This window comes from Paraburkholderia dipogonis (genome assembly GCF_046027395.1).
GTDB lineage: Bacteria > Pseudomonadota > Gammaproteobacteria > Burkholderiales > Burkholderiaceae > Paraburkholderia > Paraburkholderia dipogonis_A.
This window is the reverse complement of record NZ_JAQQEG010000029.1, coordinates 90,775-115,581: the sequence shown is the minus strand read 5'-3', so window position 1 is coordinate 115,581 and position 24,807 is coordinate 90,775. Positions and strand designations below refer to the sequence as shown.

At 64.4% G+C, this 24,807-nt stretch carries 22 protein-coding genes; 11 read left to right on the top strand and 11 right to left on the bottom strand.

The window, feature by feature from the left end; all coding sequences use genetic code 11:
- Positions 1–53: 53 nt before the first annotated feature.
- Together PQR32_RS27645 and PQR32_RS27640 are read right to left on the bottom strand one after the other, a co-directional pair.
- Entirely contained in the window at positions 54–1,553 is a 1,500-nt protein-coding gene (locus PQR32_RS27645) for a gamma-glutamyl-gamma-aminobutyrate hydrolase family protein (protein WP_408234376.1), read from the bottom strand.
- Positions 1,554–1,713: 160 nt separating this feature from the next.
- On the bottom strand, positions 1,714–3,471 hold the full coding sequence (locus PQR32_RS27640; protein ID WP_408234373.1) for a cation:proton antiporter: 1,758 nt from the start codon (positions 3,469–3,471) through the stop codon (positions 1,714–1,716).
- 206 nt (positions 3,472–3,677) lie between these two features.
- On the opposite strand from PQR32_RS27640, the gene PQR32_RS27635 reads away from it, so the two are divergent.
- From PQR32_RS27635 to guaD, 10 genes are all read left to right on the top strand, one after another.
- Complete coding sequence (locus tag PQR32_RS27635; RefSeq protein ID WP_408234370.1) at positions 3,678–4,364, top strand: DUF2848 domain-containing protein; 687 nt, start codon at positions 3,678–3,680, stop codon at positions 4,362–4,364.
- 7 nt (positions 4,365–4,371) lie between these two features.
- On the top strand, positions 4,372–5,721 hold the full coding sequence (locus PQR32_RS27630; RefSeq protein WP_408234367.1) for an MFS transporter: 1,350 nt from the start codon (positions 4,372–4,374) through the stop codon (positions 5,719–5,721).
- 173 nt (positions 5,722–5,894) lie between these two features.
- Positions 5,895–6,575, top strand: coding sequence for a GntR family transcriptional regulator (locus tag PQR32_RS27625; protein WP_408234364.1), 681 nt, complete (start codon positions 5,895–5,897; stop codon positions 6,573–6,575).
- Positions 6,576–6,649: 74 nt separating this feature from the next.
- Entirely contained in the window at positions 6,650–8,029 is a 1,380-nt protein-coding gene (locus PQR32_RS27620) for an amidase (protein ID WP_408234385.1), read from the top strand.
- Between the two features lie 99 nt (positions 8,030–8,128).
- Positions 8,129–8,638 (top strand): disulfide bond formation protein B, encoded by a 510-nt coding sequence (locus tag PQR32_RS27615; protein ID WP_132373482.1) that lies wholly within the window; start codon positions 8,129–8,131, stop codon positions 8,636–8,638.
- A 432-nt stretch (positions 8,639–9,070) separates the two neighbouring features.
- Positions 9,071–10,618: a xanthine dehydrogenase small subunit gene (gene xdhA, locus PQR32_RS27610; RefSeq protein ID WP_408234361.1), complete on the top strand. Its 1,548-nt coding sequence runs from the start codon at positions 9,071–9,073 to the stop codon at positions 10,616–10,618.
- Positions 10,618–13,023, top strand: a complete 2,406-nt coding sequence (gene xdhB, locus PQR32_RS27605) for a xanthine dehydrogenase molybdopterin binding subunit (protein ID WP_408234358.1) — start codon at positions 10,618–10,620, stop codon at positions 13,021–13,023. Before xdhA ends, xdhB begins: the two co-directional genes overlap by 1 nt.
- 96 nt (positions 13,024–13,119) lie before the next feature.
- The gene (gene xdhC / locus PQR32_RS27600; RefSeq protein ID WP_408234355.1) at positions 13,120–14,136 is read left to right on the top strand and encodes a xanthine dehydrogenase accessory protein XdhC; all 1,017 of its coding nucleotides are present in this window, start codon (positions 13,120–13,122) and stop codon (positions 14,134–14,136) included.
- Between the two features lie 68 nt (positions 14,137–14,204).
- The gene (locus PQR32_RS27595; protein ID WP_408234352.1) at positions 14,205–15,257 is read left to right on the top strand and encodes an adenosine deaminase; all 1,053 of its coding nucleotides are present in this window, start codon (positions 14,205–14,207) and stop codon (positions 15,255–15,257) included.
- Positions 15,258–15,362: 105 nt separating this feature from the next.
- Positions 15,363–16,718 (top strand): guanine deaminase, encoded by a 1,356-nt coding sequence (gene guaD / locus PQR32_RS27590; protein WP_408234349.1) that lies wholly within the window; start codon positions 15,363–15,365, stop codon positions 16,716–16,718.
- 191 nt (positions 16,719–16,909) lie between these two features.
- On the opposite strand, the gene PQR32_RS27585 is transcribed toward guaD, so the two are convergent.
- From PQR32_RS27585 to PQR32_RS27575, 3 genes are all read right to left on the bottom strand, one after another.
- Entirely contained in the window at positions 16,910–17,383 is a 474-nt protein-coding gene (locus PQR32_RS27585) for a DUF3828 domain-containing protein (protein WP_408234346.1), read from the bottom strand.
- An 8-nt stretch (positions 17,384–17,391) separates the two neighbouring features.
- Positions 17,392–17,646: a hypothetical protein gene (locus PQR32_RS27580; protein WP_408234343.1), complete on the bottom strand. Its 255-nt coding sequence runs from the start codon at positions 17,644–17,646 to the stop codon at positions 17,392–17,394.
- Positions 17,647–17,945: 299 nt separating this feature from the next.
- Positions 17,946–19,190, bottom strand: a complete 1,245-nt coding sequence (locus PQR32_RS27575; RefSeq protein WP_408234340.1) for an NAD(P)/FAD-dependent oxidoreductase — start codon at positions 19,188–19,190, stop codon at positions 17,946–17,948.
- A gap of 133 nt (positions 19,191–19,323) precedes the next feature.
- Here PQR32_RS27575 and PQR32_RS27570 point away from each other — a divergent pair, with 133 nt between their 5' ends.
- The gene (locus PQR32_RS27570; RefSeq protein ID WP_408234337.1) at positions 19,324–20,052 is read left to right on the top strand and encodes a class I SAM-dependent methyltransferase; all 729 of its coding nucleotides are present in this window, start codon (positions 19,324–19,326) and stop codon (positions 20,050–20,052) included.
- A 118-nt stretch (positions 20,053–20,170) separates the two neighbouring features.
- Here PQR32_RS27570 and PQR32_RS27565 read toward each other — a convergent pair whose 3' ends face one another.
- Genes PQR32_RS27565 through PQR32_RS27540 form a run of 6 tightly spaced genes read right to left on the bottom strand, consistent with a single transcriptional unit; the run spans position 20,171 to position 24,807 of the window.
- Complete coding sequence (locus PQR32_RS27565; protein WP_408234334.1) at positions 20,171–20,614, bottom strand: excinuclease ABC subunit A; 444 nt, start codon at positions 20,612–20,614, stop codon at positions 20,171–20,173.
- A gap of 60 nt (positions 20,615–20,674) precedes the next feature.
- Positions 20,675–21,097, bottom strand: a complete 423-nt coding sequence (locus tag PQR32_RS27560) for a signal peptidase (protein WP_408234331.1) — start codon at positions 21,095–21,097, stop codon at positions 20,675–20,677.
- A gap of 38 nt (positions 21,098–21,135) precedes the next feature.
- The gene (locus PQR32_RS27555) at positions 21,136–22,377 is read right to left on the bottom strand and encodes a beta-ketoacyl-[acyl-carrier-protein] synthase family protein (RefSeq protein ID WP_408234328.1); all 1,242 of its coding nucleotides are present in this window, start codon (positions 22,375–22,377) and stop codon (positions 21,136–21,138) included.
- Complete coding sequence (locus tag PQR32_RS27550) at positions 22,374–23,600, bottom strand: beta-ketoacyl-ACP synthase (RefSeq protein WP_408234325.1); 1,227 nt, start codon at positions 23,598–23,600, stop codon at positions 22,374–22,376. Before PQR32_RS27550 ends, PQR32_RS27555 begins: the two co-directional genes overlap by 4 nt.
- Positions 23,600–24,325 carry a 3-ketoacyl-ACP reductase FabG2 gene (locus tag PQR32_RS27545; protein ID WP_012434023.1) on the bottom strand — a complete coding sequence of 242 codons (726 nt, stop codon included), beginning with the start codon at positions 24,323–24,325 and terminating at the stop codon, positions 23,600–23,602. The genes PQR32_RS27550 and PQR32_RS27545 overlap by 1 nt, the downstream gene beginning before the upstream one ends.
- Positions 24,322–24,807 (bottom strand): hotdog family protein, encoded by a 486-nt coding sequence (locus PQR32_RS27540; RefSeq protein ID WP_408234323.1) that lies wholly within the window; start codon positions 24,805–24,807, stop codon positions 24,322–24,324. Before PQR32_RS27540 ends, PQR32_RS27545 begins: the two co-directional genes overlap by 4 nt.

Here is a 24,807-nt window from a genome sequence, read left to right as displayed (position 1 = left end):
TCTAACAAACCACGCTTTCGGCCACCCGACACCGACTCACCAGCCCGGCAACCTCAAAACCGCGTCTCACGCGCCACACGCAGGAACGTATCGAGCAACGGCGTGCAGTCGAGCAACTCCGGACCACCCGCGCGATGAAACTCCGGATGCCATTGCACGCCCATCACGAACGGCGCGCGCCGGTAGCGCACGGCTTCAATAATGCCATCCGACGCCGACACCGCTTCGATATTGAGATCGCGGCCGAGCGTCTTGACCGCCTGATGGTGAATCGAGTTGACGATCGCATCGCGCCGGCCCGGGAACATATTGGCGAGCGTCGAACCGTCCGGGAAATGAATCCCGTGCCGATGCTGATCGTAGTTCTCGTTGACGTGCGTGGCCGCGGTCGGCACATCGGTAGCGATGTCCTGATACAAGGTCCCGCCGAACGCCACGTTGATCAGTTGACAGCCACGGCACACGCCGAGCACCGGCTTGCCCGACTCGACGAACTCATGCAGCAGTTCGAGTTCGTACATGTCGCGCACGCGGTCGCCGGGCCACTCGTGGCTGGTTGCCTGTTCCGCGTAAGACTGCGGCGAGACGTCGGCGCCGCCTTGCAGCAGCAGGCCGTCGAGATGCTTCGCGTAATCGCGCAAACGGATATTGCTCGGATGCAGCATGCCCTGATGACCGACCGTCGGGATCATGAACACCAGTACGTCACGCGACATCACCCAGTGCGCGATCGATTCCTCGAGATACTGCAAGGTCTTGCCGCGCAGCCCCTTCGCACCCGGCTCGGGATGGAAGATGCGCGCCGACACGCCGATGCGCAGCGTACGCTGCGTGATCCGCTGGCCCGCGCGATCGAACAACTGACGCGCGCGCGCCGCGACGATGCGGCCGAACACCGTCCATGCCGAATCGTTGTGCTTCAGATAGCGCGGCGGCGACGGCGGCAATGCGTTGGGCGGCGGCGGGTTGGACGCGGTGAAGTCGGGCGCCGCGCCGAAACCGGGCGGCGGCGAACCCGCGCGACGTTCGGTGGAAGCCTGGACCTCTTCGACCACAGTAGCGTCTTCAACGGAGCTGACCAGCTCGCCGTCGATGGGTTCGCTGCTCCCGACGGTCGGCGGCGGCCTCATCGCATGGACGCCGGCACGCCGCGCTTCCTGTTCGTGTACCGCCGCTTCCTGCTTCGCGGTGGACGCCGCAGCCGCGCTGCGTGCTTCCGCCGCATCGCGTTGCCGCGCCGTTTGCGGATCGGTCGGTGTGACGGCCGACGCGCTGTCGGGATCGTCGGTCGACGATCGCACCGCAGCCGCCTCGGCGACCGGCGTCGCGGTGGATGCAGCGTGCGTGGAAGTCGATGAAACATCCGGCGGCGTCACCGCGTCTTTGATCGGCGACTGGATGGCATCTTCGTGCGAGAGGGGTAGCGAGGCCGCCGGGTCGGCTGGCGCGGAGCCAGATGCCGACACGCCGGGCGTGCCGGACGGCGCGGGCGACGGCGAAGGCGGCGTTGGATTGCCGGGCTTGCCGGCATTTTCAGGTTTGTTTTCGCTCATGACAGTCAGACAGGCGCCTTCCACGCGAACGAATGAATATGCCCTGATTATCCGCTAGCGAGGCAAGCGCCGCAAACCCGCACACAATTGCTCACATTGTTGCGGCCGCCTATGGCGCCTATGAGGAACTCAACCTGGAGAACCGCGCGGCAAGTCTGACTTAAGGATCCGGCTGCTCCTCGAAGGTCTCGCGCAAGGCGATCTGCATCGCCGCATGGATTTTCACGCACCAGCGCCACACCAGCGCCAGCAGCAACGCGGCGCAGACCAGCACCGCGGCAAGCAGGCCGGTCGGCGGCAGAATGCCGCCGGAAAGCGCCGCGACCAGCAGAAACACGCCAACCATCGAGACCACCGGCACCAGATCGGAAATCGCGTAGCGGATCGCACTCGTGAAGCGCCCCGCCGTCGCCGGTTGCACGCTGACCTCGGCGAGCAGCAAGGCAAGCGACTTGAGCTTGCGATACACGGCCACCAGAAACGGCATCGACACCACCAGTGCGAAGCTCCATAGCACCACGCGCTGCATCGGCTCGGAACTCACCCAATGTGCGAGCCACGCGCTGGTATAAGGCGCGCTATACGACACGATCAGAAAAATCGCGGCGACGAGCGCCAGATTGACCGCAATCTGCAGGATGATCCGCCGCGTCATGCTGAACAGCGTGGGTTCACCGCTTCCCGTACTCAGGCTGCGCAACCATTGCCCGTACATGCCGAACACATTCGCGAGCGTACGCGGCATGGCTTGACCGAGGCGCTGCGTCAGCGGGTCGGCCGCGCGGATCAGATACGGCGTGAACAGCGTGGTCAACGCGGACACCGCCACCGCAATCGGATAGAGGAACGCGCTCGTCACCTTCAGCGTCAAACCGAGCGACGCGATGATGAATGAGAACTCGCCGATCTGCGAGACGGTCATGCCGACGCGCATCGCGGTGCGGCCGTCCTTGCCGGCGAGAAAGGTGCCGAGCCCGCACGACACGATCTTGCCGACGATCACCGCCACCGTGATCACCGCGATCGGCCACGCGTAGTCGACTAGCACGGCCGGGTTCAGCATCAAACCGATCGTCACGAAGAAGATCGCGGAAAACGCGTCGCGCAGCGGCGCGATCAGATGCTCGATCCGATGCAGATGGCGCGATTCGGCCATGATCGCGCCGATCAGGAACGCGCCGAGCGCGATGCTGTAGTCGAGCTTCACGACCAGCAAACAGAAGCCGAAGCAGAACCCAAGCACCGAAACGAGCAGCATCTCGTCGCTCTTCGCGCGCGCCACGTAGTTCAAGGCGCGCGGCACGACCAGAATGCCGACCACCAGCGACACCGTCATGAACAGCAGCAGCTTGCCGAGCGTGACCATGGCGACGCCCGCGCTCAATTGCCCCGTCTGCGCAATGCCCGACAGCAGCACCAGCATCGCGATGGCGAGAATGTCCTCGACGATCAGAATGCCGAACACCAGTTGCGCGAAGCTCTCGCGCTTCAGGCCGAGTTCTGAGAGCGCCTTGACGATGATGGTAGTCGACGAGATGGCGAGGATCGCGCCGAGGAACAGCGAATCCATCGAACTCCAGCCGAACGCGCTGCCGATCTCGTAACCGATCCACAGCATCAGCACGATCTCGGAGAGCGCCGCGACGATCGCCGTCGCGCCGACCTTGAAGAGTTTGCGCAGACTGAATTCGAGGCCGAGCGAAAACATCAGGAACACCACGCCGAGTTCGCCGAGCGTCTGAATGGTCTGCTCGTCGTGGATCAACTGGAACGGCGGCGTGTATGGCCCGATGATCACGCCGGCGGCGATGTAACCGAGTACCACCGGCTGTTTCAGGCGATGGAACAGCACGGTGACGACGCCGGCGAGCGCCATCACGACCGCCAGGTCCTGAATGAAGCCGATGCCATGGTGCATGAATGCGTCCCTTACAAAAAGTAATGTTGGAAAACGCAGTTTAACAAACGAATGCGACAAGCCGCCGCGCGCCGGCGTTCGTACGGCGTTGGACTATCGCCGGGCCGCAGATCTCATCCGGCGCTCAAAAGAATGTTTTTGACACGCTGGACTCATGTGAAATATCACAATAATATTTGAAGCATATTTTCTGGGGAGTCGAGCAAATGCAGCAGTTGTCCTTCAACGTTGTAGACCGTTCCGGCGGCAGTCGCGCCGAGATCACCGACGTGAATCGTCTGACCATTGCCGGTTGGGCCGGCCGCGACCAGGCCGCAATCGAGCATCACATTGCCGAACTGGCTGAACTCGGCGTGAAGCGGCCGTCCACCACGCCCTGCTTCTACCGCCTCGGCGCGGAACTGCTGACGCAGGCCGAGCAGATCGACGTGGTCGGCGTGAAGTCGAGCGGCGAAGCCGAATGCGTGCTGGTGCAGTCGAAAGCAGGCTTGCTCGTCACCGTCGGTTCGGATCACACCGACCGCGAGGTCGAGGCCTACGGCGTCACCGTCTCCAAGCAGGTCTGCCCGAAACCGGTCGCGCGTGACGCGTGGCGCTTCGACGATGTCTCCGGTCACTGGGACCAGCTGGAATTGCTCGCTTACGCCGTGACAAACGGCGAGCGGCGCGTCTATCAGCAAGGCAGCGTGGCATCGCTGCTGCCAGCCGCCGAGTTGCTCACGCGCGCGCCGCTCGCGCAAGGCGCGGCCATGTTCTGCGGCACGCTGGCGGTACAGGGCGGCATCGTCGGCATGGCTGACGGCGAGGCGCTCGAACTCGAATTGCACGACCCGATCCTGAACCGCACGCTGCGCCACGCCTATCGCGTGTGCGCGCTACCTATCGTCGAATGAGGCACCCATGAGCTCCCCTTCGCTATCCGCCGCCGACGCGTCTTCCGACGCGTGGCTCGAAGCCGCAGCCCTGCGCAAGATCACCTGGCGCATCATGCCGTTCCTGTTCCTCGTCTATGTGCTGTCGTATCTGGACCGCGTCAACATCGGTTACGCGAAGCTGCAGTTCACCGGCGACCTCGGCCTGTCGAACGCGGCGTACGGACTCGGCGCGGGGATTTTTTTCTTTGGCTACTTCGTGTTCGAAGTGCCGAGCAATCTGCTGCTCAAGAAGTTCGGCGCGCGCGCCACGATCGCCCGCATCACGATGCTGTGGGGCCTGCTGTCGTGTCTGATGATGTTCGTGCGCTCGGAAACGATGTTCTACGTGCTGCGCTTTTGCCTCGGCGTCGCCGAAGCCGGCCTGGTGCCGGGCGTGGTGCTCTATCTGACCTTCTGGTTTCCGTCCGACCGGCGCGCGCGCATGGTCGCGGTGTTCATGGCGGCGATTCCGGTGGCCGGCATCATCGGTGCGCCGTTGTCGGGCTTTCTGATGTCGGCATTGCATGAAGCGCACGGTTTGCGCGGCTGGCAGTGGATGTTTCTGATCGAAGGCATTCCGTCCATTCTCGCCGGCTTCTGGGCGCTCGCCGTGCTGCGCAACACGCCCGCCGAAGCCGCCTGGCTCAGCGACGACGAAAAGCGGGTGATTCTCGGCCGTCTCGCGCGGGAAAACAGCGCGGCCGCGGCGGCCGGCGCGGAGCATAGCCTCGCGGTGGCGTTGCGCTCCGGCCGCTTCTGGCTGCTCACGCTGATCTATTTCTGCCTCGTCACGGGCAATGCGGGCTTCTCGTTCTGGCTGCCGCAGATCGTCAAGGATCTAGGCGTCACGAACCTCGTCACCAATGGCTTCGTCACCGCGATTCCGTATCTCGCTGCGGGCATCGGCATGATCCTGATCGGGCGTTCGTCGGACATCACCGGCGAGCGGCGCTGGCACTACGCCGTGTGCTGCTTCATCGGCGCGGCGGGTTTGCTCGGCAGCGCCTCGGTGACGAACTCCATTCCGCTTGCCGTCACCGGTTTGTCGATCGCGTATATCGGCATCCTCGCGGGCTTCGGCATCTTCTGGTCGATGTCGACGACCTTCCTGCAAGGCACGGCCGCGGTTGCCGGGATTGCGGTGATCAACTCGATCGCGAACCTCGCGGGCTATGTGAGCCCGTATGTGCTCGGCATCGTCAAGGACGCGACGCATAGCGTGACGTTCGGGCTCGTGTTGATCGCGGGGGCGCTGATCGTCGGCGGGCTGGTTACGCTGATGATGCCGCGCGTCAAGGTTCAGCATGCGGCGGCGGTTTCGCCGAGCCGCGCCTGACAGGCTGTGGTGGACGCGTACGCGGACGGCGCGGGCACGGGGCTGCGATTCAGGCGCCCCGCGTCTGGCGAGCGCCGGCCGATCACCCACAACCCGCGTCGCACGCCCGACCCGAATCGTTCACGCAAAACCTTGCTCTACAATGCGGACGACATGGCCCGCTTCCACTTCACATGACGCTTTTGCAGACTGCCCGCCCTTCCCTGCCCGCCCGCGCGACCGCTGCCGCGAGTCTCGCCGAGCAGGCCTATGCGTTCGTCAAGCGCGAGATCATCACCATGCGCCTGCGGCCGAGCGAGGTGCTCAACGAAGCGGAACTGATGGCGCTGACCGGCATCGGCAGGACGCCGGTTCATCAGGCGCTGCATCGGCTGGTGCACGAAGGCATGCTGACCATCATGCCGCGCAAGGGCATCATGGTCCGTCCGGTTTCGCTCGACGACGTGCTGGCGATCATCGACGTGCGCCTCGTGAACGAAAGCTACTGCGTGGAACTGGCCGCGCGCCACGCGCAACAGCACGACTACGACGCGATGCAAGCGCTGCTGGACCGCTCGGCCGTGTGCGTCGCCGCGCACGATATCGAAGGCATGATGGATATCGACCGCGAGTTTCATCTGGCGATCTCGGCCGCCTCGCGCAACCCGGTGCTGGCCGACATCCTGCGCGGGCTGCACGAGCGCTCGCTGCGCTTCTGGTTCATTTCGCTGTCCGAGCCGCATCATCTGGAAGACGTGCACGAGGAACATCTCGAACTGTTTCGCCTGCTGCGCGAACGCGATGCCGAAGGCGCGCGTCAATCGGTGCAAAAGCATATCGAAGCGTTTCGCGCGACGCTCTTCACTCGCATTTAGCCGAACGCATTTAAGCCATCGCATTTAGCCCAATGACCGGCTTTGGCCGGTTCAACCGGATTCCTACCGACATCATGGCCACTGAATTCACGCCCTTTCCGCCGCTAGCCCAACTTGCCGCCGACCTCGCCGCCGGACGCACCACGAGCCGCGCGCTCGTCGAGACTGCGCTCGAACGGATCGCCGATCCGGCCGGCCAGGGCGCCGCCGTCTTCATGCACGTCGACGCCGACAGCGCGCGCGCCGCCGCCGACGCGCACGACCGTCTGCGCGCCGCCGGCACCGTGCTTTCGCCGCTCGCCGGGATTCCGGTGTCCGTCAAAGACCTGTTCGATATCGAAGGCCAGCCGACCCGCGCCGGTTCCGCCGTGCTCGCCGACGCCCCCGCCGCAAAGTCGGATGCCGTCGCGGTCGCGCGTTTGAAGCGCGCGGGCGCCGTGATCGTCGGCCGAACCAATATGAGCGAGTTCGCGTTTTCCGGACTCGGCCTGAACCCGCACTACGGCAATCCGCTGTCGCCGTACCAGCGCGGCGTGAAAGGCGATGAGCGGATTTCGGGCGGCTCGTCGTCGGGCGCGGCGGCTTCCGTCGCGGACGGCATGGCGGCCATCGCGCTCGGCACCGATACCGGCGGCTCGATCCGCATTCCGGCGGCGCTGTGCGGCCTGACCGGCTTCAAACCGACCGCCGATCGCATCCCCAAACAGGGCGGCGTGCCGCTTTCGTCGACCCTCGATTCGTTCGGGCCGATCGGCGTCTCCGTGGCGTGCTGCGCGCTGGTCGACCGCATGCTGGCCGGGCTCGAGCCGCGCATTCCGGCCGCCCGTCCGCTCGAAGGCGTGCGCCTCGGCGTGCTGACCAATTTCGTCACCGACGGCGTCGAGCCGGCGGTCGCCGCGGCGATCGACACCGCGCTCAAGCATCTGGAAGCGGCCGGCGCGATTGTCAGCGAAGTGCGTTTCGCGCCGCTCGACCGTTTGCCCGAGATCAACCGCTTCGGGTTCTCGCCGATCGAAGCGTATGCGTGGCATCGTCCGTTGCTGGAAAAGCATCGCGACCAATACGATCCGCGCGTGCTGGTGCGCATTCTGAAGGGCCAGCCGGCCAGCGCCGCCGACTATCTGGATCTGCTCGCCGAACGCGAGGCGATGCTCGCCGAGGCCGCCCGCACGCTGTGGCAGCGTTTCGATGCGGTCGTGGCGCCCACAGTGCCGGTGGTGCCGCCGCGCGTCGCCGACCTGGTCGACGACGATGACGCCTTTGGCCGCACCAACGCGTTGATCCTGCGCAACCCGAGCGTGTTCAACTTCCTCGACACCTGCACGCTGTCGCTGCCGTGCCACCTGCGCGGCGACGCGCCCGTCGGCCTGATGCTGGCCGGCGCGCCGCACGCCGACGACGCCCTGCTGGCCATCGGCCGCGGCGCCGAAGCGGTGCTCAAGGCGATTCGCTGATCAGGAAATACGTCGTAAAAGCAGGATAAGCTGGGGGGCGGGGTTCGCGCTAGAATCGCGGGCACCCGCCCTTTTCGTTTCGAGACAGCTACACGATCCATGAATAACGACACTGCAATGCTGCGCCGCGAGCGCTCCCTGCTGGTTCTGCTTGGCCTGATCTGCGTTGCCCTCGTGGGCGGCGCGCTGTATCTGCAGTATTTTCTGCACGAAGACCCTTGTCCGTTGTGCATCATCCAGCGGTATTTCTTCCTGCTGATTGCGATTTTCGCATTCCTCGGCGCGCGCTTTAATAGCTGGCGCGGCGTGCGTCTGCTAGAAGTGATGGCGGCCTTGTCGGCGCTGGCCGGTATCGTTACGGCCGCGCGCCATGTGTATGTTCAGGCGAATCCGGGCTTTAGCTGTGGCTTCGACGCGCTGCAGCCGTTGGTCGACAGTTTGCCGCCCGCGCATTGGCTGCCAGGCGTATTCAAGGTCGCTGGTCTATGCGAAACGGCCTATCCGCCGATTCTCGGCCTCACGCTGCCGCAATGGTCGCTGGTGGCATTCGTGATCGCTTTCATCCCGTTGGCGCTGACGCTGGTCCGCAATCGTCGCCGGATTGCCTGATCGGGATTTGGCCCGCCGGTTTTGCCTCGCCGTTTTGCCAAACTGAATAGCGCCGGTTTTCGCGCTGCCATGAGCAGCCGCCGAAATCCGGCGTTTTTTGTCAGCGATTTACCGCGCTTTCGTCCCCTATTGCGCCGGATTGACCCGCCGCTTTACGCCCCGAGCGGCCGGCAAGCCCCCGTCAATTCCTCGCCGCGCCGCGCTCCGCCTTCTTTTCCGCCCTCCGCCCCGTTTCACGCAACTTCCCGCCTTAGCGTGAATCGTACATATCTCATGACCGCGTCCGAATAAGCTTCATGCGACATGGGAAATATTTTTGGGACAAGGTAATGCTATCTTCGGAGATGGATGGCGATCTACGTGCGCGAGGCCGGCTTTGGCGCGACCCCATGCGTAACGCGCGCCCGGTCCGCACTGTCTTTCGGATTCGCCATGACAACGCAAACCATCCGCTTTTATCACCAGGGGTCCGTCCGTGAGGTTGCGGGCGTCCCTGCGTCGCGCACCGTGCTCCAGCACCTGCGCGAGGATTTGCATTGCACCGGCACCAAGGAAGGCTGCGCGGAAGGCGACTGCGGCGCCTGCACGGTCGTCATCGGCGAACTGGACGCGCACGGCGGCCTGGCGCTGAAAGCGGTCAACGCCTGCATCCAGTTCCTGCCGACGCTGGACGGCAAGGCGCTTTTCACCGTCGAAGACCTGCGCGCCGCCGACGGCGCCCTGCACCCGGTGCAACAGGCCATGGTCGACTGTCACGGCTCGCAATGCGGCTTCTGCACGCCCGGCTTCGTGATGTCGATGTGGGCGCTGTACGAAAACCAGCCGGCCACCGCCGGCCTGCCCACCCGCGATGAAATCAACGCCGCGCTCTCCGGCAATCTGTGCCGCTGCACCGGCTACCGGCCGATCGTCGACGCCTCGCAAAAGATGTTCGACTATCCGCAATACCCGCGCGTGACGCTGGACCGCAAAGCCGTCGCGGATAAGCTGCGCGAACTGCAACGACGCGACACATTCGAATACCACGCCCCCGACACGCGCGGCGCCACCTTCGGCTCGCCCGCCTTTTATGCGCCGATCTCGCTCGATGCGTTCGCGAAACTCCGCGCCGAGCATCCGCAAGCGCGTCTGCTTGCGGGCAGCACCGACGTCGGCCTGTGGGTCACCAAGCAATTCCGCGATCTCGGCGACATTCTGTACATCGGCAACGTCGCCGAATTGAAGACAATCGAACGCGATGCGCAGACGCTGACGATCGGCGCCGCCGCCACGTTGGAAGACGCGTACGCCGCGCTCGCCGTCGATTACCCCGAACTCGCCGAACTGTGGACGCGTTTTGCGTCTCTGCCGATCCGCAATGCCGGCACGCTCGGCGGCAACGTCGCGAACGGCTCGCCGATCGGCGACTCGATGCCGGCGCTGCTCGCGCTCGGCGCCGAAGTCGTGCTGCGCCACGGTCCGAAAACGCGGACGCTGCCGCTCGACGCGTTCTACCTCGGCTATCAGAAGACCGCGCTCGCCGCCGGCGAATTCGTCGCGGCGCTGCGCGTGCCGCGGCCGGCCGGCAATCTGCGCTTTCGCACCTACAAAGTGTCGAAGCGTTACGATCAGGACATCTCGGCCGTGTGCGCGGCGTTCGCGCTGCACCTCGGCGAAAACGGCGTCATTCAGCAAGCCCGCGTCGCGTTCGGCGGCATGGCGGCCACGCCGAAGCGGGCCGCGCAAACCGAAGCCGTCCTGAATGGCGCAACATGGGACGAAAGCACCGCGCGGCAAGCCATGACCGCGCTCGTCGCCGATTACCAGCCGCTCACCGACATGCGCGCTTCGAGCGCGTATCGACTGAAGGTGGCGCGCAACGTGCTGTGGCGCTTTCACCTCGAAACGCGCGATGACGCGCCGCTCGCCCTCTTCGACGTGAATGCGTTCGCGTTCGAAGCCGGTGCGCCGGACGCCGCCGTTGCGAAGGAGCCGTCGTGATGAACCGGACCGATGCTTTCCTTGAACATGCTGTCAGGCACGTCGCTCACGAAAGCGACGCGTCGATCGGCGTGTCGTTGCCGCATGAATCGGCCGCGCTGCATGTGAGCGGCGAAGCCACCTACACGGACGACGTCCCTGAACTGCAAGGCACGCTGCACGCGGCGCTCGGCCTGTCGCGTCATGCGCATGCGCGGATCGTGTCGATGGATCTGGACGCGGTGAGGAAGGCGCCGGGCGTCATCGCTGTGCTGACCGCTGAAGACATCCCCGGTGAAAACAATTGCGGTCCAGTACTGCACGACGATCCGATTCTCGCGGTAAATGAGGTGCTGTACCTCGGCCAGCCGGTGTTCGCCGTGATCGCCGAAAGCCACGAACTCGCCCGCCGCGCCGCCGCGCTGGCAAAGAGCGACGACGTGATCCGCTACGAACCGCTCGAAGCCATCCTCACGCCCGCCGAAGCAAAGGCTGCCAGGCAGTTCGTGCTGCCGCCGCTGCATCTGAAACGCGGCGAGCCGGATGCGAAGATCGCCGCGGCGCCGAACCGGATCAGCGGCACATTCGAAGTGGGCGGCCAGGAACAGTTCTATCTGGAAGGCCAGATCGCGTACGCGGTGCCGAAGGAACTGGACGGCATGCTGGTCTACAGTTCGACGCAGCACCCGAGCGAGATGCAGCAAGTGGTCGCGCATATGCTCGACTGGCCGCAGCACAATGTGGTGTGCGAATGCCGGCGCATGGGCGGCGGCTTCGGCGGCAAGGAATCGCAATCGGCAGTGTTCGCCTGCGTGGCCGCACTCGCCGCGAAACTGCTGCGCCGCCCGGTCAAACTGCGCGCCGACCGCGACGACGATTTCATGATCACCGGCAAGCGCCACGACGCGGCCTACGCGTACGAAGCGGGCTTCGACGACAGCGGCCGTATTCTCGGCGCGCGCGTCGAAATCGCGTTGCGTGCGGGCTATTCCGCTGATCTCTCCGGCGCCGTCGCCACGCGCGCCGTCTGCCACTTCGACAACGCGTATTACCTGTCCGACGTCGACATCGTCGCGCTGTGCTGCAAGACCAACACGCAATCGAACACCGCATTTCGCGGCTTCGGCGGACCGCAAGGCGCGCTCGTGATGGAAGTGATGCTCGACAGCATCGCGCGTCAGTTGAACTGCGATCCGCTCGACGTACGCCTGGCCAACTACTACGGCATCGGCGAGCGCGACACGACGCCATACGGACAGCGTGTCGAAGACAATATCATCGCGCCGCTGACCGATGAGTTGCTCGGCACCAGCGACTATCGCGCGCGCCGCCGGGCGATCGCGGCCTTCAACGCGAGCAGTCCGGTGCTCAAGCGCGGCATCGCGTTTTCGCCGGTAAAGTTCGGCATTTCGTTCAACGTGCCGTTTCTGAATCAGGCCGGCGCGCTGGTGCATGTGTACAAAGACGGCTCGGTGCTCGTCAATCACGGCGGCACGGAGATGGGCCAGGGGCTCAACACCAAGGTCGCGCAAGTGGTCGCCAACGAGTTCGGCTTGCCGCTTTCGCGCGTGCGGGTCACGGCAACCGACACCTCCAAGATCGCGAACACGTCGGCAACCGCGGCTTCCACCGGCAGCGATCTGAACGGCAAAGCGGCCGAAGCCGCGGCACAAACGATTCGCGCGCGGCTCGCCGAACTCGTGGCCAAACAACTCGGCGGCACGGCGAAGGACGTGCAATTTGCCAACGGCGAAGTGTCGGTGAACGGCGGCGCGATGCCGTTCGAACAACTGGTCGGCGCTGCGTATCTGGCGCGCGTGCAATTGTGGTCGGACGGTTTCTACACCACGCCGAAAGTGCATTGGGACGCGAAAACGCTGACCGGTCACCCGTTTTATTACTTCGCGTACGGCGCGGCGGTCTCGGAAGTCGTGATCGACACGCTGACGGGCGAATGGAAACTGGTGCGCGCGGACGTGCTGCACGATGCCGGTCAGTCGATCAACCCGGCCATCGACATCGGCCAGGTGGAAGGCGGCTTCATTCAGGGCATGGGCTGGCTCACCACCGAGGAACTGTGGTGGAACCGCGATGGCCGTCTAATGACGCACGCGCCGTCCACCTACAAGATTCCGGCAGTGAGCGACACGCCCACGGCGTTCCACGTGCAGCTCTATCAGAACCGCAACGCCGAGCCGACCGTGTTCCGCTCGAAGGCCGTCGGCGAGCCGCCGTTGCTGTTGCCGTTCTCGGTGTTCCTCGCGATTCGCGACGCGATCGCGGCCGCCGTGCCGGACGCGCGACAGGCGCCGGCGTTGCGCGCACCGGCCACGCCCGAAGCGATTCTCGACGCACTCGACGCATTGCAAGCACCGGCCGCGCCGCAACCGGCACCGGAGCCCGCAACAACCGTCACGACAGTTTGAACAAACAGCCCCACGGCCTGACGCGACACGAACGCGCGAGGCCACACTCAACCGGCCGCACGGACACCCCGCGCGGCCATGTATGGAGAACGCCGGATGCAAGCCTGGCTACCTGACCTGCAACAACTGCTCGCGCACGGCGACGCCGCCGTGCTGGTGACGGTCGCGCGCGTCGAAGGTTCGGCGCCCCGCGAGGCCGGCACCAAGATGATCGTCACGCGCGACTCGGCGAAACACACCATCGGCGGTGGCCACCTCGAATGGAAAGCCATCGAGACCGCGCGCCAGGTATTGCGCGACGGCATGCGCTCGCCGCATATGCGCCGTCTCGAGCGTTTCGCGCTCGGCCCGAGTCTCGGCCAATGCTGCGGCGGCGCCGTGATTCTCGCGTTCGAGCGGCTCGACGTGGGCGATCTCGGCTGGATCACGACGCTCGCGAAACGCGTGGCCGCGGGCCAGTCGACGGTGCGTAGCGTATCATTCGGCCCCGCACCGGATGCGGTGATGCTGTCCGACCCCGAGCCGGGCGTCGACGCCGCGGACTGCCTGCTATGGGACGGAGCCGGTTTCGACGACAGCGGCGCGCTGCTCACCGAAACCATCGCGCCAGGCGACTTCTCGGTCGTGCTGTTCGGCGCCGGTCATGTGGGCGCCGCGCTGGTTCGCGTGCTGGCCACGCTGCCTTGCGCGGTCCGCTGGGTGGACGAACGCGACGCGCAATTTCCGCCGGCGGATACGCTGCATGCGCCGAACGTGAAGATCGACCCGAACGACGCTCCTGACGAAGCCATCGACCAGGCCGTGCCGAACACGTACTTCATCGTGATGACGCATAACCATGCGCTCGATCTCGAGTTGGCCGAGCGCATTCTGCGGCGTGGCGACTTCGCGTTCTTCGGCATGATCGGCTCGCACAGCAAGCGCAAGCAGTTCGAACACCGGCTGGCCGCGCGCGGTCTCGATCCGTCGCTGATCGCGCGGATGAAGTGCCCGCTCGGCGTGGACGGCATTGTCGACAAGTCGCCGGAGATCATCGCGATCTCGGCGGCAGCGCAGGTGCTTCAGGCCGTCGAGGCGAACGCGGGCGTGCATCACGCCACGCAGACGGTTTGATGCGCGGCACGTCGACACATCGCTTACGCATCCGGCGCGAACCGACTCCAACGAAAAACTGACCGACCATGACTACAACGACCATTATTCCCACGCCGCTGGCCGAGAAAACCGCGCTGGCACCGAAGGCCGAGCTGCATATTCATATCGAAGGCTCGCTCGAACCCGAACTGATCTTCTCGCTCGCCGAACGCAACGGCGTGAAGCTCGCCTACGACTCGATCGACGCCTTGCGCGCCGCGTATGCGTTCACCGACCTGCAATCGTTCCTCGACATCTACTATGCGGGCGCGAGCGTGCTGCTGCACGAGCAGGACTTCTACGACATGACGATGGCCTACGTCGAACGCTGTCTCGCCGACAACGTGATTCACAGCGAAATCTTCTTCGATCCGCAGACGCACACCGAACGCGGCGTGCCGATCGCGACCGTCGTCGCCGGCATCGAACGCGCGCTCGCGGACGCGGAAAAGCGCGGCATGACGAGCAAGCTGATTCTGTGCTTCCTACGCCATCTGTCCGAAGAAGACGCGCTCGCCACTTTCGAAGAAGCGCGGCCTTTGTTCGAGCAGTACAAGCATCGCCTGATCGGTGTCGGTCTCGATTCGTCGGAACGCGGCCATCCGCCTTCGAAGTTCGAACGCGTATTCGCCAAAGCGCGCGCGCTCGGCCTGAAACTCGTCGCGCATGCCGGCGAAGAAGGCCCGCCCTCGTATATCTATGAAGCGCTCGATCTGCTGAAAGTGGACCGCGTCGATCACGGCGTGCGCAGCATCGAAGATCCGGCACTCGTCGCGCGTCTGGCCGATTCGCGCGTGGCGTTGACCGTGTGTCCGCTGTCGAACCTGAAACTGTGCGTGTTCGACGACCTGACCAAGCACACGTTGAAGGACCTGCTCGATCGCGGCGTGGCCGTGACGGTGAATTCCGACGATCCGGCTTACTTCGGCGGCTACGTGAATGCCAATTATTTCGCCACCATCGACGCGTTGAAGCTCAACGATGCCGAGGTCTACACGATCATCCGCAACAGCTTCGAAGCGTCGTTCGTCACGCCCGAGCAACGCAGCGAACTGATCGCGAAGCTCGACGCGCACTGGCACCCAAGCGGTCCGCACTGACGGGCCGAGATATCGCAGCCGGCGGCGGCACGGGCTCACTTGAGAGCCAATGATTGAACCGTCGTCCGGACTGTGCAGCTTCCCACAATCGGAGACGGTTTTTCCATGACTCAATCGGCTAAAGCAGCCCAATCAGCATTCCGCGCGCAACTGCTGACCTTCAACGGCGATCCCGCGCAATCGCCCAACGCGGCGGTCTTCAACGAGGACGGCCTGCTGATCGTCGAAGACGGCCATGTCGTCGCGGCGGGCGCCTATGCGGCGCTCGCGCCGCAACTCGCGCCTGGCACCCAGGTGCAGGAAATGCGCGACAAGCTGATCGTGCCGGGCTTCATCGACACGCACATTCACTATCCGCAGACGGACATGATCGCGTCGCCGGCGCCGGGCTTGTTGCCGTGGCTCGAGACGTACACGTTCCCGACCGAGCGCCGCTTCACGGATCCGGCTTATGCGCGCGACACGGCGAGCTTTTTCGTCGACGAATTGCTGGCGTGCGGCACGACCACCGCGCTGGTGTATTGCACGGTCCACAAGGAATCGGCTGACGCGCTCTTCACCGAGAGCGAAGCGCGCAATCTGCGCATGGTGGCCGGCAAGGTGCTGATGGACCGCAACTGCCCCGAGTTCCTGCGCGACACCGCGCAATCGGGCTATGACGACAGCGCCGAGCTGATCGGCCGCTGGCACAATCGCGGCCGCCAGATGTATGCGCTCACGCCGCGTTTCGCGCCGACTTCAACCGAGGCGCAACTGGAAGCGTGCGGTGTGCTGGCGGGCAAGCATCCGGACATCTTCATCCAGAGCCACGTCGCGGAAAACACCGACGAGGTGAAATGGGTCGCCGATCTGTTCCCCGGTCACCGCAGCTATCTGGACATTTACGATCACTACGGTCTGCTGCGCCGCCGCGCCGTGTACGGCCACTGCATCCACCTCGACGAGGAAGACCGCAAACGCATGGCGCAAACCGGCACGGTCGCCTCGCATTGCCCGACCTCGAACCTGTTCCTCGGCAGCGGCCTGTTCGACTTCGACAAGGCCGATGAAGCCGGCATGCCGATCGCGCTGGCGACGGACGTCGGCGGCGGCACCTCGTTCTCGATGCTGCAAACCATGAACGAAGCGCACAAGGTGGCGCGTCTGACGGGCCATCATCTGACGGCCACGCGCATGTTCTATCTGGCGACCGCCGGCGCGGCCGAAGCGCTCGATCTGGCGGACAAGGTCGGCACGTTGAAGCCGAAGTCGGAAGCGGACTTCGTCGTGCTCGATCCGCGCGCGACGCCGCTGCTCGCGCGCCGCACCGCGCGAACTGAAACGCTCGAGGAACTGTTGTTTGCGTTCGCGCTGCTCGGTGACGATCGCGCGATCTATGAGACGTATGCGGCCGGCAAGCGCGTGCATCGTCGCGACGACGCGCGGCAGCATGCGTCGGGAGCGGCCAGGATCGCGGCTTGAGCTGACTGATTGATTTACGCGGCTGAATGAAGAAACGGCGCTTCGGTAACGAAGCGCCGTTTTCATTGGTAGTTGACATGTAGGTCAGTTTGCTCACAGACCACTTATCGGACGAATGGGAAGCGCTTCGCAAGCCAAAGCAAGGCTGCGCAGTTAACCGTGGCCCACGCGCTCATCACCCAAAACAACGGCTATTCGTAACCGCTGAGGTCGTCGACCTTGATGACTTTCCACTGCCCGTCAGCCTCTTTCCTCATAAACGCCAAAACCGTCTGACGAGTGGCCTTGGTGTCGCGTCCAAGAACGACGGGAACAACAGCGGTATCGCCGAATATCAGTGCTGGACGCGCTTCAATGTGTGCGGCCCAATCCTTCTCGTCGTAATCCTGAACTCTCGTAAAAGGGTCGCTGTCTCCGGCGAACGTGTTTGCCTTGTACTCCGCGCGCAGAAAATCGACCGTTGGCTTTGCAACGTATCGATAAATTTCTTTATCCAGCAAGGGAAACCCTCGATTTTCCGAATCGCGCTTAATGTACCAGGCGTAAAAAAGCTTCGCGCTTGCCTCAGGCGTGGCGGGCTCCCCGTGCGCCATAGCTAGCGGGTGTAAAAGCACACCTAATACCATGCTTAACACGGCGGCTAAAACTGCCAGATATGTTTTCACGATTCCGTTCAGTTGTGGCGGTAGATCTTGTACGGCGGTTGTACGGCCCGGTATTGCTGACTCGGGTAGAACCCGTGATATTGCCTGAAGTCCGATACCCAGATTTGCCCGTCAAACATCGCCATATGCCCGGCAGGGTGGTTCGCAATGGGTTGAATCACAACGACGTCGCCCTTTTGAGGTGAAGCGGAATTGACTTCATAGAACCCGGCGCTGATCAATGATTGTCCATAGTCTTTTGCGTCCCGTGTCCGATCAATCATGATCCCGCCTCGCTCGATCCCCCGCCGTACAAACTTTGCGCAATTCCCCGTGCTCGTCGCCGAAGCATGGGAGCTGACATAGTTGGCAGCACCAAATCGATCGTACGCAGGCATTCGTGTGTCCCCTGGTTTTGATTGAAATGCAATCCTAACGACAAGGGCTCATCTTGAAATCAATCGTTGACAGTTCTTAACGTTACGTACAATCGCCGCCAGAGCGGATGCACGCGGCCCAATAAAAAACGGCGCTTCAATTTCGAAACGCCGTTTTCATTCGCCCACAGCCTGCAGCAGCACGCTCACCGCTGCATGCACACCTCATGCAACGCATTCAATCGACGCACCGGATCCGCGACATACGGGTTCGACTCATCCCACGCATAGCCCGCCAGCACCGAGCTGATCATGCGGCGAATCGACGGCGTCTGCTCCGGATAGAAAATGATGTCCTGCAAAGCGCCCGAATACCAACGCTCGACGAACGCGCGAAACGTATCGATCCCCTTGCGCAACGGCACGTCGTAAGCGGCCGACCAGTCGACCTGTTCGCCGTCCAGTTGCCGGTTCAAGGTTTCCACCGCGAGATGCGCCGAGCGCAGCGCGATCGTCAGGCCGGACGAAAACACTGGATCGAGAAACTCGCCCGCGTTGCCGAGCAATGCGTAGCCCGGTCCATGCAGACGCTCCACGTTCGCCGCATATCCGCCGATGTGGCGCACCGGCATCAGGAACGGCGCGTTGCCGATCAGGCGGTTCAGCGTCGGCTCCTGCTGGATCAGCGCGCGCAGCTTCGCGTCGCGCTCCGCATCGGAAACGTCGAGGAAACTCGCCTCGGCGACACAGCCCATCGACGAGCGGCCGCCCGCCAGCGGAATCATCCAGAACCACACGTCGCGGTGTTCCGGATGCGTCGCCACGCAAATCTTGTTGCGGTCGGTCATGCCGGCCGGAATGCCGTCCTGCACGTGCGTGAAGATCGCGGCGCGGGTCGGCATCCGCGTCGGCGCTTCGAGGTTCAGCAGGCGCGGCAACACGCGGCCGAAGCCGCTCGCGTCGAAGACGAACCGCGCTTCGATCTGATAGGCGTGATCCGCTTCGTCGATCACATCGACCAAAGGCGTAACGCCGGTGTGAACCGCCCGCACGGTATGCCCGAAGCGCACGTCGGCGCCCTGCTCCGCCGCGCAGCGAATCAGAATATCGTCGAACACCGCGCGCTCGACCTGATAGGTGGTGCCCCAACCGGGCGAATGCTTGTCGCGGAAGTCGAATGCCGACGACTGGCCGCGGTAGATGAAATGCGCGCCGTTCTTGTACTGGAAGCCCGCTTCGACCACGGCCCGCAGCATGCCGGCCTCTTCGAGGTAGGCCATGCTTTGCGGCAGCAGGCTCTCGCCGATGGAAAAGCGCGGAAAGTGCTGCCGCTCCAGCACCAGCACGGAGCGCCCGGCCTTGCGCAGCAATGCCGCCGCAACCGCCCCTGCCGGTCCGGCACCGATGATCACGACATCGACGGTCGTGCGCTTTGACGAATGTGTACTCAAATTTGCCTCAATCGTTTGGCTTGCCCGGAACAGCGTTTCGCTGCATCCTTACGTCTCGTTACAATTGCGTTTCGACGCCCCGGAGGAAAACCCTTGGGCGTAGTCACAACGCCATTCCGCCGGGGAGCCCAGCGTGTCGCCATCCGAAACATCCAGTGTGCCTTTCGTGCCGGAAACGGCTTTCGGGATCTGGTTCCTGCGTACCTACACCTGGGAACATCATGTGCTACGGGTCGCGATCAACGACCTCAAACGCCTGATCGATACGCCGTTGCCCGAGGCGCCGGTGATCGTCGACGTCGGCTGCGGCCAGGGCATTTCCTTCCGTCTGCTCGCCGAGGCGTTCAAGCCGCGCCGCCTTGTCGGCATCGACTTCCACGAGCCGTCGTTGACACTCGCCGCTCAGGCAGCGAGCGCCTGTCGCGACAAGCTAGCAGATATCGAACTGCTGCACGGCGACTGCGCGAGCTTGCCGCTTCCCGACGCGAGCGCCGATATCGTGTTCTGCCATCAAACCTTCCATCACCTCGTCGAGCAGGACCGCGCGCTCGCCGAGTTCCGCCGCGTGCTCAAACCGGGCGGCGTGCTGCTGTTCGCCGAATCCACCGACGCGTACATCAAATCGTGGGTGATCCGGTTGCTGTTCCGTCATCCGATGCACGTGCAAAAAAGCGCCGACGGCTACCTCGACATGATCCGCCGCGGCGGCTTCAGCTTCAGCGAGCGCAACGTCTCTCTGCCCTACCTCTGGTGGAGCCGGGCGAAAGACTTCGGTCTTCTCGAACGGCTCGGCCTGACCCATCCGCAACCCGGCAAGCGTCGTGAGACGCTGGTCAATGTCGCGGCAGTCAAAGCCGGTTAATGCGCAGCAAGGCGCGAGCCTGATGCGGTAAAACAGCGCGAGGCGGCGGCGCACGCCGCCTTCCCGCTTTCCTCGCGCGCACACGCGCTTCTCCGCGCTGACTTGCGCCGACTACCTCTTACTTGCGCAGCGTCACCACTTCACCCGTCAACGCGACGCCGGCGATCACCGCGCCTGCACCACAGGTATATTCAGTCGCGCTCTCACGCACTTCGTTCTTGTAGTTGCTCTTGATGTTGATCACCGCGTTGCCGCCTTCCTTGCGCGCGCGTTCCTGCAACTCGATCACCGCCGACAGGAACACGTGCTGGCAGGCTTGCAAATCGCTCTTGCCGAACGCGTTGGTCTTCTTGTTGGTGGCGAATTCGCCCATCGTTTTCACGACGGCCGGATGGCGCTGACCCGCGAAATACAGCGCGACGTCGTCGCTCACTTTGCCCGGTTCGCTTTGCAAGGCCTGATCGACCGGATAGTTGTTGACCGTATCGCGGGCAAAAGCCGGCGTGGCGCTCAGCGTGGCAAACGACGCAAACAATGCGGCAAACAGCAGATGGCGTTTCATTGAGACTCCTTGGTGGTTGTTGTTGCTCTGTGAGTTCTATTTCAATCGACCCGGTGAGGCTCAGTTCGATTCCAGCACGACGAGCTGACCGCTTACGGCGATCGCGGCGGCGCTCGGACTAACGCCGCAGGTGAATTCGGTCGACGAGTTGCTCTCGGTGCTATGAAAACGCGTCGATACATCGATCACCGCATTGGCGTGGCGTTCGCTGGCCGCCCCGCGCAGCTTCTGCACGGCTTCGGCGAGCGCTTCGTGGCAGGCGTCGTCGGGACCGGCGACCTTGCGCGCGATCCGCACGGAGTACGACACGTCGCCCAACCGGCTCTTGACTGCCGGGTGGTCCTGCTGACCGAAATACACCGGCACGTTGCCGCGCGATTGGCCGCCCGCCGCCGCGAGCGGCAGCGACTTCACCTGCGTGGCGCAACCCGCCAGCGTCAGCGCCATGACTGCCAGCGCACCCAGTACACCTGCTCTTTTCATTTTTTTTCGCCCTCGTTTTTTATAAAGTCGCGACCGTTTCAGCCGCCCTGCCATGCTTCGAACATCAGGCTCGCGCAACTGCCGCCGAACCCGTACGACACCGACATCGCCGTGCCGATGCGCGCCGCGCGCGTCGTGCGCACGAGTGGCATGCCATCCAGAGCCGACTCCGGCGTGTCGATATCCGCCGTGCCCGCGATGAAGCCGTCGCGCATCATCAGCAGCGTGTAGATCGCCTCGTGTGCGCCACACGCGCCGAGCGGATGCCCCGTCATGCCCTTGGTCGACGAAAACGCCGGCACGCGATGATCGAACGCCGCGCCGAACACCTCATTCAACGCGTGCAGTTCTTCGAGGTCGCCGAGCGGCGTCGACGGTGCGTGCGTGTTGACGTAGTCAGGCCGCTTGCCCGCTTCGTTGAGCGCGCCGCGCATGGCCCGCGCGATCCCCGCCGCACGCGGCGTGACCATGCCGCCGCTGTCCGTGCAGTCGCCGAAGCCGGTGAGCTCCGCATAGATCCGCGCGCCGCGCGCGAGCGCGTGATCGAGCGCTTCGAGCACCAGCACGCCGCCGCCCGACGCGATCACGAAACCGTCGCGCTCCGTGTCGTACGGCCGCGATGCCTTCTGCGGTGTGTCGTTGAAGCGGCGCGACAACGCGCCCATCGCGTCGAACATCAACGTCATGTTGTCATGCAGCGACTCGCTGCCGCCGGCCAGCACGATCTGCTGGCGGCCGGTCTGAATCAGTTGCATCGCCTGGCCGATCGCGAGCGCCGAAGTCGTACACGCCGACGACGGCGAGTAGCTGACGCCTTCGAGCCCGAACACCTGCGCGACATTGGCCGACGCGGTGCTGCTCATCGCATGGGGCACCGTGTACGGCGGCACCTTGTCGACGCCGCGGGCATGCGCGATCGCCATGGCCGCGTCGTAGGTGGACATCGTGCCGACGCCCGAACCGATCACCGTGCCGGCGTGTGGCGAGCGCAACTCCGCAGCGTCGAGCCCTGCGTCGCTGATCGCCTTGCGCGCGGCATGACAGGCAAACCGCGCGGTGTCGCCCATGAAGCGTTCGAGCTTGCGCTCGAACGGCGGCTCGTGCGCGACCGACGCAACGGCCGCCACCTGCGAGCCGAAACCGCGCTCACGCCACGCGTCGATCCGCTCGATCCGCGAGCGGCCCGTGCGCAAGGCAGCGGAGACTTCGTCGAGCGTATTGCCGAGACACGACACGATGCCCATGCCGGTCACGACCACGCGTTGCAGCGCAACGCTCATCGAACGCGCCTGAAAATGAGCGAAGTATTGATGCCGCCGAACGCGAAGTTGTTGCTCATCACGTATTCGGCGTCGATTTCGCGGCCCGTGCCGACGATGTAATCGAGCGGCGCGCAGGCCGGATCGACGTTCTCCAGGTTCAAGGTCGGCGCGTACCAGTTGCGCTTCATCATCTCGATGGTCCACCATGCTTCGAGCGCGCCGCATGCGCCGAGCGTGTGGCCGACATAGCTCTTGAGCGAGCTGATCGGCATGCGCGCGCCAAAGGTCTGCGCGGTCGCATGGCTCTCGGCAATGTCGCCGCGATCCGTCGAGGTGCCGTGCGCGTTCACGTACTCGATCGCTTCAGGCGGCAGTTGGGCGTCGTTGAGCGCGAGTTGCATCGCGAGTGCCATGGTTTCGGCGGTCGGCTGGGTCATATGCGCGCCGTCCGAGTTGCAGCCGAAGCCTATGATCTCCGCGTGAATCCGCGCACCGCGCGCCACCGCGTGCTCGTATTCCTCGAGCACCAGCGTGGCCGCGCCTTCGCCGACCACGAGGCCGTCGCGCGCGGCGTCGAACGGGCGCGGCGTCAGATGCGGCTCGTCGTTGCGCGTGCTGGTGGCGTATAGCGTGTCGAACACGGCGACGGCAGGGCCCGACAGTTCCTCCGCGCCGCCGGCCAGCATCAGCGTCTGCTTGCCGGTCTGGATCGCTTCATACGCGTAGCCAATCGCCTGGCTGCCCGACGCGCACGCGCACGAGGTCGGAATGATGCGCCCTTTCAGATCCCAGAACAGGCTGACGTTGACCGCAGTGGTATGCGGCATCATCTGCACGTAGCTGTTCGATGTGACGTCGCTCATCGAGCCGGTTTCGAGCATCGTGCCGAACGCGCGGATCGGCTGCACCGAGCCCGACGACGAACCATAGGCGACGCCCATGCGGCCGTCCTTGATGGTGGCGTCGTCAGCGAGGCCCGCGTCGGCGAGTGCCAGTTCGCTGGCGCGCACCGAGTACATCGACACCGGCCCCATCGAACGGGTCTTCTTGCGCGGATAGTGCGCGGGCATCGTGAACCCCGGCAGCGGGCATGCGAGCCGCGTATGCAGCGATTCGAAGTAATCCCACTCGGGCATGCGGCGCACGGCGTTCACGCCGCTCTTCAAGCGCGTTTCGATCACGTCCCAGCTATCGCCCAACGCCGTGACGCCGCCCATGCCGGTAATGACGACGCGCTTCATCAGATCATCCCGCCGTTGACGCCGATCACCTGACGCGTGACATACGAGGCCGCATCCGACATCAGGAAGCTGACCACGGACGCCACCTCGGCAGGCTGGCCGACGCGGTTCATCGGCACCGTCTTCAGCGCCTGCTCGAGCGGCATCTCGTCGAGCATGCCGGTCTCGATCAGACCCGGCGCCACGCAATTGACGGTGATGTTACGGGAAGCCAGTTCGACGGCGAGCGCCTTGCTCGCGCCAATCAGGCCGGCCTTCGCCGCGCTGTAATTGACCTGGCCGCGGTTGCCCATCACGCCGGACACCGAAGCGATCGTGACGATGCGGCCGCCCTTGCGGGCGCGCACCATCGGCATGGTCAACGGATGGACGACGTTATAGAACGAGTCGAGACCGGTTTCGATCACGATGTCCCAATCCTCTTCGGTGAGCGCGGGGAACGCGGCGTCGCGGGTCACGCCAGCGCTGCATACGATGCCGTAGTACGGGCCGTGCGCCGCGACGTCCGCTTCGAGCACTTCGCGGCATACGGCACGCTCGCGCACGTCGAATTGCAGCACGCGCGCCGTGCCGCCCTGCGCGGCGATGCCCGTCGCTACTGCGTCCGCTTCGCTGCGTCCCGTGCGGCAATGCACGGACACCGCGAAGCCGTCGGCGGCCAACTTGTACGCAATCGCGCGGCCGATGCCGCGGCTTGCGCCCGTAACGAGAACACGCCGGCTCATGAACTGAAACTCCCTTCGATGAATGACTGAAAATCGCGCGGTTGAAACACCTTGATGACGGCTTCGGCACAACCCGCGTCGCCGTGCCGGATCGTGCATTCGTAGGCGCCGTGGCCTTCTTCGCTGCGCAGCAGTTCCATGACGTGGATCGACAACTGCGCGCCGCCCGCGAACGACGGCTGCAATGCCTTGTAGCTGCGCGAGCCGAGCAGCACGCCGGGCCGCGCGCGGCCGCCGCTGCGCATGGCCAGCAACGCGACGTGCGCGGCGATCGCCTGCGCCATCAGTTCGATGCCGATCCACGCGGGCATGGCGCCGTCGGCGTCGGCATACCAGGCGTCGGCGCGCACCGTGGCGCGCGCGCTTAGCGTTTCTTCGCTGAACGTGTCCACGGCGTCGATCAGCAGCATGGTGCCGCGATGCGGGATGATCGCTTCGATCGGCTGCTGGACCAGTTCGTCAACGGTGGGCGTCGGGTTCAT